Origin of the sequence: Actinomyces slackii (genome assembly GCF_900637295.1) — a bacterium.
Lineage (GTDB): Bacteria > Actinomycetota > Actinomycetes > Actinomycetales > Actinomycetaceae > Actinomyces > Actinomyces slackii.
Window position 1 is genome coordinate 939,296 of the sequence record NZ_LR134363.1, and the last position, 12,141, is coordinate 951,436.

General features: G+C 67.9%; 12 protein-coding genes. 10 read left to right on the plus strand and 2 right to left on the minus strand.

Going from position 1 to position 12,141, the window contains the following annotated elements; genetic code table 11:
• Window positions 1-250 precede the first annotated feature (250 nt).
• Window positions 251-571 (plus strand): histone-like nucleoid-structuring protein Lsr2, encoded by a 321-nt coding sequence (locus EL266_RS03855; RefSeq protein ID WP_026426432.1) that lies wholly within the window; start codon window positions 251-253, stop codon window positions 569-571.
• A gap of 219 nt (window positions 572-790) precedes the next feature.
• Entirely contained in the window at window positions 791-1,528 is a 738-nt protein-coding gene (locus EL266_RS03860; RefSeq protein WP_026426433.1) for a phosphoglyceromutase, read from the plus strand.
• Between the two features lie 144 nt (window positions 1,529-1,672).
• On the opposite strand, the gene phoU is transcribed toward EL266_RS03860, so the two are convergent.
• Window positions 1,673-2,353: a phosphate signaling complex protein PhoU gene (phoU, locus tag EL266_RS03865; RefSeq protein WP_026426434.1), complete on the minus strand. Its 681-nt coding sequence runs from the start codon at window positions 2,351-2,353 to the stop codon at window positions 1,673-1,675.
• Window positions 2,354-2,571: 218 nt separating this feature from the next.
• Between phoU and EL266_RS03870 the strand changes: the two genes are divergently transcribed.
• The 8 genes from EL266_RS03870 (at window position 2,572) to EL266_RS03905 (ending at window position 10,221) form a co-directional block, all read left to right on the plus strand.
• Window positions 2,572-3,912: a sensor histidine kinase gene (locus EL266_RS03870; protein ID WP_126412144.1), complete on the plus strand. Its 1,341-nt coding sequence runs from the start codon at window positions 2,572-2,574 to the stop codon at window positions 3,910-3,912.
• Window positions 3,909-4,616 carry a response regulator transcription factor gene (locus EL266_RS03875; protein ID WP_026426435.1) on the plus strand — a complete coding sequence of 236 codons (708 nt, stop codon included), beginning with the start codon at window positions 3,909-3,911 and terminating at the stop codon, window positions 4,614-4,616. Before EL266_RS03870 ends, EL266_RS03875 begins: the two co-directional genes overlap by 4 nt.
• 128 nt (window positions 4,617-4,744) lie before the next feature.
• Window positions 4,745-5,227, plus strand: coding sequence for a CarD family transcriptional regulator (locus EL266_RS03880; protein WP_026426436.1), 483 nt, complete (start codon window positions 4,745-4,747; stop codon window positions 5,225-5,227).
• 18 nt (window positions 5,228-5,245) lie between these two features.
• Window positions 5,246-6,061 (plus strand): IspD/TarI family cytidylyltransferase, encoded by an 816-nt coding sequence (locus EL266_RS03885; protein ID WP_051280971.1) that lies wholly within the window; start codon window positions 5,246-5,248, stop codon window positions 6,059-6,061.
• Between the two features lie 199 nt (window positions 6,062-6,260).
• Window positions 6,261-6,752, plus strand: coding sequence for a hypothetical protein (locus EL266_RS03890; RefSeq protein ID WP_126412146.1), 492 nt, complete (start codon window positions 6,261-6,263; stop codon window positions 6,750-6,752).
• A gap of 935 nt (window positions 6,753-7,687) precedes the next feature.
• Window positions 7,688-8,782, plus strand: a complete 1,095-nt coding sequence (locus tag EL266_RS03895) for a sensor histidine kinase (RefSeq protein WP_026426438.1) — start codon at window positions 7,688-7,690, stop codon at window positions 8,780-8,782.
• 3 nt (window positions 8,783-8,785) lie between these two features.
• Window positions 8,786-9,475, plus strand: coding sequence for a response regulator (locus EL266_RS03900; RefSeq protein WP_026426439.1), 690 nt, complete (start codon window positions 8,786-8,788; stop codon window positions 9,473-9,475).
• 179 nt (window positions 9,476-9,654) lie between these two features.
• The gene (locus EL266_RS03905; RefSeq protein ID WP_026426440.1) at window positions 9,655-10,221 is read left to right on the plus strand and encodes an ankyrin repeat domain-containing protein; all 567 of its coding nucleotides are present in this window, start codon (window positions 9,655-9,657) and stop codon (window positions 10,219-10,221) included.
• 110 nt (window positions 10,222-10,331) lie between these two features.
• Here the strand turns inward: EL266_RS03905 and EL266_RS03910 are convergent, their stop codons facing one another.
• Entirely contained in the window at window positions 10,332-11,810 is a 1,479-nt protein-coding gene (locus tag EL266_RS03910; RefSeq protein ID WP_232012106.1) for an SGNH/GDSL hydrolase family protein, read from the minus strand.
• Between the last annotated feature and the right edge of the window lie 331 nt (window positions 11,811-12,141).

Consider the following 12,141-nt stretch of genomic DNA (forward strand, 5'->3'; position numbering starts at 1 on the left):
CGCAATTGCCGAGATGGATGCCGGTTGAGGGCCTGGACGAGACCCCGGGGCGTAGAACCTCTCCAAAGCGAGCCCTCGGGACCGTCAGGAAACAGGGAGAAACTGGGAGCCGCCCCGTGATGGCCCTGAAAGTTGTCTGAGAATATTGGCGAATCAAGTGTTGCATGATTCGGAAAGGGCGTTTAGCCTTGTTGCCGACAGCGCGGGATTCGTATCAGGAGGTCCCGCCAACAGATCCGAATGGGGAATCATGGCGCAGAAGACTCAGGTCATCCTTGTTGACGACGTCGACGGCTCCGAGGCCAGCCAGACTGTCACCTTCGCTCTCGATGGTGTCAGCTACGAGATCGACCTCAACGACGAGCACGCGGCAGCGCTGCGTGAGTCATTTGAGGAGTGGGTCGGCAAGGCCCGTCGCACCGGCGGCCGTCGTAATGCTGGTCGTCGTCGTAACGCGGGTGCCTCGGACACGCAGAAGATCCGCGAGTGGGCCCGCGAGCAGGGCCTGGAGGTCTCTGACCGCGGCCGCGTCTCGGCTGAGATCCGCGAGGCCTACAAGAACGCCCACTGAGCTATCGGGCGATCCGCGCACTTCGGCCCGGCACCGCATCATGCGGCGCCGGGCCGTCGTGTGCTCTCAGGCCCTGGGCGGGGCGAGGGGGCGATCCCGCTGGTCGGGCGGGTAGGGCGGGTCGGCCCCGATCGATCCGGGCCGGCGGCACGACGGCGGGGCGGGGATTCGTGCCCTCAGTCCCTCGCGCGCCGCGCCCGGCCCTGGCAGGATAGGCACATGGCTTACACCCTGGTACTGCTCCGCCACGGCGAGAGCGAATGGAACGCTAAGAACCTCTTCACCGGCTGGGTCGATGTGCCCCTGTCGGACAAGGGCCGCGCCGAGGCCTCCCGAGGCGGTGAGCTGCTCAAGGAGGCGGGAGTCCTGCCGGACGTCCTGTTCACCTCCATGCTGCGCCGCGCGATCATGACCGCCAACCTCTCCCTGGATGCCGCTGACCTCCACTGGATCCCCGTCCAGCGCCACTGGCGCCTCAACGAGCGCCACTACGGCGCCCTGCAGGGCAAGAACAAGAAGGAGATCCGTGACGAGTACGGCGAGGAGCAGTTCATGCTCTGGCGCCGCTCCTACGATGTCCCCCCGCCGCCCATCGAGCCGGGCTCCGAGTTCTCTCAGGACACCGACCCGCGCTACGCCGGCGAGCCCATTCCCGCCACCGAGTGCCTCAAGGATGTTCTTGAGCGCCTCCTGCCCTACTGGGATGACACGATCGTCCCCGAGATCAAGACCGGCAGGACGGTCATGATCGCGGCGCACGGAAACTCCCTGCGCGCCATCGTCAAGCACCTTGACGAGATCTCCGACGATGACATCGCCGGCGTCAACATCCCCACCGGTATTCCGCTGGTCTACGAGCTCGACGAGGAGACCCTCAAGCCCCTGAAGAAGGGCGGGCGCTACCTCGACCCCGAGGCCGAGGCCAAGATCGCGGCCGTGGCCAACCAGGGCAAGTAGGCCGCATCCCTGACCTGATTCGGGCGGTGCCGGGATATCCCGGCACCGCCCGAATCGCGCTGATGACCAGGCCCGGCCGCCCTTGAGGGGACGCGGGCGGGGCTGGCCAGGATCGGCGAGGATCGGCGAGGGTCGCCGAGGATCTCAGTGGAGGGCGTCGGCGTCCTGGGCGTCGTGGGTGCCGGGCATGGAGGCGCCGGAGACCAGGTAGGCCACGCGACGGGCCACCGAGGTGGAGTGGTCGCCGAATCGCTCCAGGAAGCGCCCCATGAGCACCGCGTCGATCACCTGCTGCCGGCTCATGTCGTGGGCCGGGTCCAGGATCATCTGGAAGGACCGGCGGTGCAGGGCATCCAGCTCGGCGTCGCCGGCCTGAATGGCGGCGGCCAGCTCCAGGTCACGGCTGGACACCAGCTGGGCCACGTTCTGGCCGGCCTGGACGGCCAGGTCGGCCATCTGCAGGATGAGGCCGAGGATCGGCTCGGGCACGGGCGGCTCGGGGTAGCGGCCGCGGGCGATGGCCGCGACATGCCGGGCCAGGTCCCCCTGGCGCTCCAGGGTCTGGGCCATGCGCAGCGCCGAGATGACATTGCGCAGATCGCCGGCCACCGGCTGCTGGCGGGCCAGCAGCATGACGCACAGGTCGTCGATATCGCGCTGGAGATCGTTGATGCGCTCATCGGCGTCGATCACCTGCTCGGCGATGACGATATCGCTGTGGCGCAGCGACTCGGCGGCGCGCTCGATGGCGGTTGCCACCTGGGAGGCCATGGACTCAAGATCGGAGCCCAGCTGCTGGAGCTCCTGGTTGAAGATGTCGCGCACGTGGCGGCTCCTGTTCATCGATGCTGCCGCTGAGCTCGGGGCTGAGCGGCCGACGGCGTCGGGTGTGGCATCAGTGTGGGGGTGGACGGTGAACGGCGGGGGCAGCCTGGGCGCACACCCGATGAACAGCGCGTCTCGCCGTCCTGCCGGCGCGGCCCGGCGCGGCGCTGTGCTCGACTGTGCTCGCCGCTGCCGCCTCCACCTCCTACCCTAGGGGCGTGGACCTCGTTTGGCTGCTGATCCTGGCCGCGCTCGTCGGCGTGGCTGTGGGGACCGCCGCTGCCCTGGCCTTCGGCATGTCGGAGCGCGATCGCCGTCGTGCCTCCCGCCCGGCTCCTGGAGGGCTGGCCGGTATGGATGCGGTCCCTGTGCTCGCCGCCCTGCGCTCCATCGTCGTGGTGCTCGACGACGATGATGAGGTGCTGCGCGCCTCGGCCAGCGCCTACTCCTTCGCCATTCTGCGCGACGACGCCGTCGCCGACGCCACCATCGCCGCCATGGTGGCGCGGGTGCGCGCCTCGGGGGTGGCCGAGGATGCGGCCGTGACCGTGGCTCGGGGGCCGGTGGCGGGCGCCGGCAGCTTCCACCTGCAGGTTCGCGTGGCCGGGATCGGCCGGGGGCGCATCCTCATCCTGGCCGAGGACCGCACTGCGGCCAAGCGCGTGGAGGATATGCGCCGGGACTTCATCGCCAATGTCTCTCATGAGCTCAAGACCCCGGTCGGGGCGATTTCGCTTTTGGCAGAGACCGTGGAGGCCGGTGCGGATGACCCGGCGCATGTGCGCGATTACGCCGGGCGGATGCGCAAGGAGGCCAAGCGCCTGGGCGTCCTGGTCCAGGAGATCATCGAGCTCTCCCGCCTCCAGGAGGGCGATGCCCTGGCCGAGCCCGAGGACGTCGAGATCGACGAGGTCATCGCCGAGGCCCTGGACCGCGTGCGCGTGGAGGCTGAGAGCAGCCAGGTCGAGCTCGTCTCCGGCGGGCGCCGCGGGCTGAGGGTGCGGGGGGATGCCGCCCTGGTGACCACCGCGGTGCGCAACCTGCTGGACAACGCCATCCGCTACTCCGAGCCGCGCACCCGGGTCTCGGTGGGGGTCGGCCTGGATCCGGCGGATTCGGATCTGGTGCGCATCGCCGTCGTCGATCAGGGCATCGGCATCCCCAAGGCCGATCAGGAGCGCGTCTTCGAGCGCTTCTACAGGGTGGACAAGGCTCGCTCGCGCGCCACCGGCGGCACCGGGCTGGGCCTGAGCATCGTCAAGCATGTGGCCGCCGACCACGGCGGCACTGTTGAGCTGTGGTCGGCTCCCGGCCGGGGCTCCACCTTCACCCTGGTGCTGCCGCGCCTGCGCCCGCAGGGCGAGGCGGCGCAGGTCCCCGAGGCCGCTCAGCCCGCTGAGTCCACCGAGACCGCTGAGCCTGCTGAGTCCACTGGGACTGCTGAGACCGCCGTCGGACAGGCCGGTGGCGCAGACCCAGCCGGTGCCGCCGCGCCGCACAGCCCGAATGCCGGCAAGGCCGCAGAGCCCAGCGCCGAGCCCACCAGGAGCGCACCATGACCCGCATCCTTCTTGTCGAGGACGAGGAGAACTTCCGCGACCCCCTGGCCTACAACCTGCGTCGCGACGGCTACGAGGTGGTCCTGGCCGAGGACGGCGCCACCGCCGTCGAGCTCTTCGAGTCCCAGACCCGCCCGGACGGGCCGGGGCATATCGACCTGGTCCTCCTGGACCTCATGCTGCCGCGCCTGAGCGGGACCGAGGTGTGCAAGCGGATCCGGCGCAACTGGCAGACCCCCGTCATCATGCTCACCGCCAAGGACTCCGAGGTCGACACGATCGTGGGCCTGGAGATCGGGGCCGACGACTACATCACCAAGCCCTACTCCTACCGCGAACTCGTGGCGCGTATGGGCGCCGTGCTGCGGCGCACCGCGCCCCCGCCGCCCCAGGAGGCGGGCGTGCTGAGCGCGGGGCGGGTGAGCATGGATGTGGAGCGCCATGAGGTGCGCGTCGGCCAGGAGGTCGTGGCCATGCCGCTGCGCGAGTTCGAGCTGCTGGAGCTCTTCCTGCGCAACCCTGATCGGGTGCTGACGCGGGCCCAGATCATCGAGCGGGTCTGGGGGGCCGACTATGTGGGGGACACCAAGACCCTCGACGTCCACGTCAAGCGCATCCGCGCCAAGATCGAGCTCGATCCCTCCCATCCCGTGGTCCTGACAACCGTGCGGGGACTGGGGTACAAACTGGTCTCCCAGGACTGAGTGGGGATCGGTCGCACGCAGAGCCGGCAGGGCGGTGCCACCTGGGGGCCTGTGAGATACCTCCCCGGCCTTTCCGCGGTATGCCCTGATAAACTAGGACCCCGCAACCTACCTGGAGTGTCATTCCCATGACCTTTGAAGTCGGCGAGACTGTCGTCTACCCCCATCACGGCGCCGCCCGGATCATCGACATCCGGCAGCGCAAGGTGCGCGGTGAGTCCAAGACCTACCTGCAGCTGGAAGTCGCTCAGGGCGATCTCATGATCCTGGTGCCGGCTGAGAGCGTGGAGCTCATCGGCGTGCGCGATGTGGTCGATGAGTCCGGCCTGGAGAAGGTCTTCGATGTCTTGCGGGCCCCGCTGACCGAGGAGCCCACCAACTGGTCGCGGCGCTTCAAGGCCAACCAGGAGAAGATCGCCTCCGGGGATGTCATCAAGGTCGCCGAGGTTGTTCGGGATCTCTCCCGCCGGGACACCGATCGCGGTCTGTCCGCCGGGGAGAAGCGCATGCTGGCCAAGGCCCGCCAGATCCTCGTCTCCGAGCTCGCCCTGGCGCAGAAGACCCCCGAGGAGGAGGCCGAGTCCCGCCTCGATGAGGTCCTGGCCTCCTGAGCCCAGCCCCAGGGCCCGATGAGCACCTCCCAGATCCATCCGGGCGGCCCCGTGGTCGCCATCCTCACCGCCGCCGGCTCAGGATCGCGCCTGGGCGCAGGCGGTCCCAAGGCCCTGGTCCGCGTGGGCGGGGTCAGTCTGCTGCGCCGGGCCGCCGGAGGCCTCATCGACTCCGGGGCGGTGGATGGGATCGTGGTCACCGCCCCGCCCGACGACGTCGCCCGCTTCCGCGCCGAGCTCTGCGAACTGAGCGGCAGCGGGCAGGATGAGCCGAGCCGGGTGCCGATCAGGGTGGTGGCGGGCTCCTCGGCCTCCCGTCAGGCCTCCGTGGCGCGCGGCCTGGAGGCGGCCATGGAGATGGAGCCCGGTGCGAAGGTGGTGCTGGTCCATGATGCGGCGCGCGCGCTGACCCCGCCTGAGGTGATCCTCCGAGTGGTGCGGGCCGTGCAGGCCGGATACGAGGCGGTCATCCCCGCCCTGGCGGTCACCGACACCATCAAGGAGGTGGCGCCGGCGGCGTCGGCGGGCGGGGTGGAGGCCGAGAGCGTCGTCGGCACACCGCAGCGCTCCGTGCTGCGTGCTGTGCAGACCCCGCAGGGATTTGCCGCGGCCGCGCTGGTCAGCGCCCACCGCCTCGGGGCTCAGCGCGCTGAGGATGAGGCGCAGGCCGCATCCGACGACGCCGGGCTGGTGGAGGCCGCCGGTGGACGCGTTGTGGTCGTGGCTGGTGATGAGCGCTCGCTGAAGGTGACCACCCCGGTGGACCTGGCCATCGCCGAGGCCCTCCTTGAACTCGAGACGCACCCCGGCACGGGGCGCGAGACGAGACTGTGAGGCGGAGATCGGGGAAGATCGGGGAGAAGAGCCGCGGGGCCACTGACGAACATCAGTGATGACACGGCAAGGTGGCTCTCGTACCGTAATGCTGGGTGTTCGCGGACGATCCGCTGAACACTCACTGTACGGTGTTCCCTAGGATGGCGAGGGCGTCATGACGGCAGGTCTCGGTGGCCTTGGTGGGGTGTGGCATCTCATGGCAGGTTGCGCTGCCGTGCTGGGGCGCATCGCAATGGTGCTGGTCTACGGGACGCTCTTGGTGCCGGCCATCGGTGCGTGGTCCTGGGCGAGCGGGGCGGCTGCCGGCCCGATGCGAGTGCTGGGCGCGGCCCTGCTTGCGGCCTGCGTGAGCGAAGCCCTCGACTGCCTGCGGCAGCGATCGGTGATCAAGCAGTGCGGGGCGGACAACCCGTACCGGCACTGGGACGCTGACCTTGTTCTTCTGCGCTCGGTGCCCGCTGCGATCGCGACCTCCGTTCTTCTTCTCGGCGGCGGCTTGGCCTCCATGGCGGTGATCGGCGCGACGCTCGGTGCGGCGATTGCTCTTCTGGAGCTCCTCACCAGGCGCGTGGCGAGCAGCGGCGGCTCCAGCAAGGAGCCCGACCTGTGGAGCCACGACCCGGTCCGCGGTGGTACCGCCGCCCGGGGAGCCGGCGCTGATGCGCGCGATGTCATCGGAGTTGGGTAAGGGCGGGATCGCCTGGGCCTCCATGGCGCGGACGACCTGCACGCCCTGACGGTGGCCCAGTGGTGACCTGGAGCGTAGGCCGTCGTAGGGGCGGCCAGGAGCCCGACCGGGGCTCCCAGGGGCGCTTGTCGACGGCCCGGTGGGCAGCTCGGTGTGGGAACCGCCTGGGAGGGCGTTGGGATGTTGTTGAATTCGGTATCGACAACATTTCTCGACTATCATTTTATGATTTGCACAAGCGCGTCATGCTGCCCGACCATGAAAAGCAGCATATGAGCGCAGTCAATGGCGTGCTGTGCTCATGAGGTGCTTTGTTCCGGTGCGCTTGGCTTGGCGCCGCCTTATGGGGTATGACTGACGCTGGTAGTGGCGTGATGAATGTGGTTGAGCGATTGAGTGAGGGTTCCATCAGTCCGTTGCGTGCGGCCTTGATCGGTGGCCACTGTGTCACTCGACGCATTTTTTGGTGGGGTTTGCACGAGAGATGCGGCCGGGTACTATAGAACCGACAGATTGACATTGGCTTGACGGGCGGGCGGGTCCCCAGCTCGTTCGTCCGGTTGATGGCACTGTCATGACATCTGCACCATTGCTCGGCAGGGGATGCGATCCCCGTGGCGGTGCGCGACTCCTCGGGTTGCGGTTGCCGTCCATCGGGTTCCTCTGGGAGCGTGGTCTCAATCGCGAAGAGCTTCGCACCGCCAATGAGGAGTTTCGGAGAATGACTCGGGATTGCTTCGCTGAGGTGAAGGTGTGTCGCCAAGCGCGCCATTAGGAGAGGAGGTGAAAGCGTGTTCCCTGCTGGTGGATGGTTTCCTGTCTGGAGAGAGCCGCACTGGTGCTGGCTTTTTGCTTACAAGACCACGCTGTGCCCGTAGAAGGTGAGTCGGATCAGTTTTCTTACTTCTAGAGGGACTCACGAGAATGCGGCGCGCTTGCGCGCAATCTTATTTGGCGCGTCTGTACTGGTGGTCCTGGGGCTGGATGTCCGGGATCTCTTCGATCCGAGGTTCGCCAAAGAGTTCTCGTGGGGATGGGAACTTGCGCTGATCATGGCCGTGCTGTGGTACATGCGCACCCCAAGTTTCGGCTGGATACTCCCGTCGATCATCGTTTTCTCGATGATCGCTTTCTCTCAGGTTAGCGTTACTTGGTCCTGGATGCTCGTCTATGGTGTCGTCATCGACTTGGGGATTCGGGGATTTCATTGGCGAGCATTCGCTGTTTTCGTAGTGCTTCATGCGAGTTTCATCTATGAGACTGATGAAGTTCTGATAGAAGTGATGAGACTGGCGGTCTTTGGATCTGCATGCCTGGCGGCTGTGGCAGTTGGGCGCATCTTCGTTCATCGAACGGAGTTCCTCGAGGCTCAGGTCATCGCCTCTCAAGAGGAGATGCGACGCGCTGAGGTCGCGCTTCGCGAGGGGCTGGCATTGGACCTCCATGACACGCTGGCGGCGAGCATGACGCGCATCATGTTCGCCGCCCGCGCTATCGGCACGGCGGGGGAGCGGGTGCGGCGGCGGCGCGGCGACTACATCGCCACGGAGGCGCAGAACGCCCTCAAGCAGTTGCGCGCCATGATCTCCACGCTCACCGAGGAGGGCGAGAGCGTGGCGAGTCGCATCACACTGGCCGAGGCGATCGAGACCGCGGAGAAGGCCCTGGCGCAGCGGGATATTGAACTGGATGTCAACATCGCCCCTGAGGCTCAGGCCGTCCTGGGTCAGGGAGATGCCGATGAGGTGCTGCTGGTGGCCATTGTCCGGGAGAGCACGCTCAACTGCCTCAAGTACGGTGCGGCCGGCGGCGTGGTCTCGGTGGTCTGTGAGATCGACGATCAGTTCCTCCACATCACCTGCGCCAGCACCCGCTACCCGTACTATCAGGACGAGGAGAGCCTGCGGGGCGGCTACGGACTGGCCGCGCTGGAGAACCGCTTCCGCCGAGCGGGAGGTTCTCTGGATGTCAAGGCGAGTGACACGAGCTGGCTGGTTATCGCCGCTCTACCCATCGAAGGGAGGGAATAGCCCATGCTCCGCGTGATGATCGTTGAGGATGACCGTGACGTCAGGGCCATGCTCGCCACGGAGATCGCGGCTATCCGTGATGTCGAGGTGGTGGCCGCGGCCAAGAACGGCCACGAGGCGCTGTCGATCTTCCAGGCCATGATGGCGCAGGGAGACACGGGCCGGCCCCCGGTCGATGCGATCCTCCTGGATGTCAATATGCCTCGCATGAGCGGCCCCCAGGCGGCGCGCCAGATTCGGCAGCTCGACGCCCGGGTGGTCCTGGTCATGCTCACCATGTTCGATACCCCCGAGGCGCTGAGAGACTCCTTCGACGCCGGCGCCACGGGCTTCCTCACCAAGGACTGCCCCGCTGACGAGGTGGTCGACTATCTCAGGCGGGCGGTGCGCGGCGAGCAGGTGGTCTCCCAGCGGGCCACCGAGGTCCTCATCAATGCCTTCACCCAGAACGCCCGCGACAGGAAGGCGCAGGAGTCGCTTCTGCGCCAGGCGGAGGCGCTTCCGCCTCGGCTCAGGGGCGTCTACGAGCTGCTTGTCACCGGCGCCACCAACAGGCGAGTCGCCAAAGTGATGGGCCTGGCTGAGAGCACGGTGCGCATCTACGTCTCCGAGGTTCTCCACCGCCTGGGCTACAACTCCCGCGCCGAGCTCATCGCCGCCTACGCAGGAGTCGGCAGCTCCGAGAAGTACTGAGAGCCCCGGCATCACCTCAGTGCGGGTCTCGTTCGCACCGGGAGCCCTCCAGCAGTGTCGTGGTAGCGACGGTGTGCGGGGACATCTCCGCGCGGGCACGGCGGTCCGGTGCACGCATACTGGTATCGGTTGGGGATCCCGCCGGACTCCCCGAGGGAGCCGACCGGGTGAGGAGCACGATGACCGTTCCCTATGAGAAGGCGAGCATCAACGTCGAGCGCGCCTACGCCCTGGCCCGGAGCGGCAGGTGGGATGCCGTCCTGGAGTCCTGGGCGTGCGACCGGGCGCTGCTGGTCACATGCTCCCGTTACCGCAGGCCCGGCTCGCTGTGGACCTTCCTCCACCAGGCGGCCCACTTCGGCCAGGAGCCGGCGATCCGCGTACTCATCGCGGCAGGGGCCTCCACCGCCGCCGAAGGCGATACGCCCGCCCAGGCGGCCCGGCGCCGCGGGCACTTCCGCATCGCCGACCTCCTGGATCACGCGGCAAGGGGCGCCGAGGGGCTCTGGCAAGCGCCCTCCGACCCCGGGCTCCTGCCCAGCAGCAGCCTGTTCGAGGAGGCGCGCGAGCGCACGGCGAACGCGAACATGATCATCGCCTACGGCGGCGGGCGGGTGAGCATCCCGGCCGGGCAGCGCCACCACACCGACTCCTTCGACCGCGTCCTGGTCGGCTGGCACGGCACCTACGACCCGCCGCGGACGACCGGTATGGAGGACATTAGTCTCGCTGAGCAAAGAGTATGAATAGGTAACTATGAGGTGACCTGCTCGTCTGCGAAACGAGTGCGCTGTGTCCATGGCGAATCTCCTCCAAAACGGTCATCGGCCGCCTCAAAGCAGTGGGACCAATGCGCTTACCGCGAGGTACAGGCCTGGATGGCGGTGCCATCGGTCAGGGTGCCGCTCAGGCAGTGGGGTCCCGGCTCGGCGCCGGGACGGGTGACGATGACGTCATCCACGCCATCGCCGTCGGCATCAGCGATCGTGACGGTGGCCGGCTGGCCGTCCGCCCACGCCAGACGCTCCGGATCGATGGTGGACACCGGCATGTGCTCGGTTCCCCGAATGACCAGCCTGGTCTCCTGCTGACCCGCCCCACTGGCCGGCTGGGGCTGGTCCCCCTCCAGCGCCGGCACAACGTGAGTGACGAAATCCGTCAGACCCCGGTCATCGGTGATGACGGCGGTCACCTCGACCGGCTCATCGGCGTCGACCTGCACCGTGGCCCGCGCCCCCTGAAGCACCGTCTCCGAGCCATCGGGCCGCTGGATGTACCAGTCGACGTCGGCCACCGCGCCATCACCGTCACGCGAGGCCGTGGCATCCAGATCCAAGTGATCACCGCGGCGGGTCGCCGTCGCCTCGCCCACCGGCCGCACATTGTCCACGCCGACACCGGAGGCCGGGGCGGGAGCCTGCCTCTGGCCGCCCTGGATCGTCGCATGCACGTCCTTGGCCAGGGCGGCGTGGCCGGCGGCCGTGGGGTGGAAGCGGCCATCGGAGGTCAGCCCGTAGAACCAGGAATCGGAGCTGCCGCACAGCTCGTGGCCGGCGAAATCATCAACAGGATCAGCGTAGGCGCCGCCGTGGCGCACCGCCGCGGCGCGCATCGACGCATTCATCTCGTCGGTCTTGGCCATCATCCAGCGCTGATCAACCTTCTTGACCCCCTCGCAGCGGCCGAAGAACAGCCCTCCCCCGGAGCCCCCCTCCGGAGGGAACATATGGGGGTACCCCACCGCCACCACCCGTGCCCCTGGGGCTCGCGAGGAGATATCGGAGAAGACCGAGTCGTAGCTGCGCACGCCGTCGCGCGCCCCAGTCCCGCCCAGCGTCTCCAGAGCCGCTTCTGACGGCCCGGAGACCGCAGGATCGTTGTGGCAGGTCACGAAGGGCAGCAGGCGCTTGCCCGTGATGCACTCGGTGAGCACCCGGCTGAACCCCGCGTCATTGCCGCCGATCGACACCGTCACCAGGCCCGTGTCCTGGCCCAGGCGATCGAGCTGGGCCGGCTGCCCATTCGCAGCGGAGGGCTCATAGAGGTCGGCCGTGCGCGCACCCGAGCAGGCCGCGAAGGTGAGGTCCGTGCCCGTGCGCCTGCCCACCTCATGCGGGTAGGCGGCGGTGGAGCGCTGACAGCCGTTGCCCTCCTCATAGGGGCTCACTCCCGCGCCAGAGGCGTAGGAGTCCCCCAGGGCCACGTACCGGCCCTCGAGGTCGGCCTCGGCGCTGTGAGCGGCGGGCGCGCCTGCGGCCACCATGAGCAGCAGGGCCAGGGGAATGGGCAGGACCGCATTCGCTCCCAGCGGCCATGAACGACGTCGTGCACGCACCTGGCTGCTCCTCCCGGAAGTCGTCATAAGTGACGGAACGAGGGAATGCGTCACGAGCGGTACCCCGCCCCATCCTGCCCTGTGCCAACCGATGAAAGGACGACGCGAGATGTGCTCATGACGCAAACCCTCGTTCGCGTCATGTGGTGTCCCAAGACCATGCCCGTCATGCCCTGAGGAGTCAGGGGTCCCGAGCATCGTGCGGAGTCCTCTGCCTGCGAGGGCCACTGGCCGCTGCTGAAGGGGACGATCAGAGCCGGCATCCTCTGCTTCCGCCGGCACCGGGTGCCAGCCGGAGGCAGAGCGCAGTGAAACCGATCGCAGGCATGCA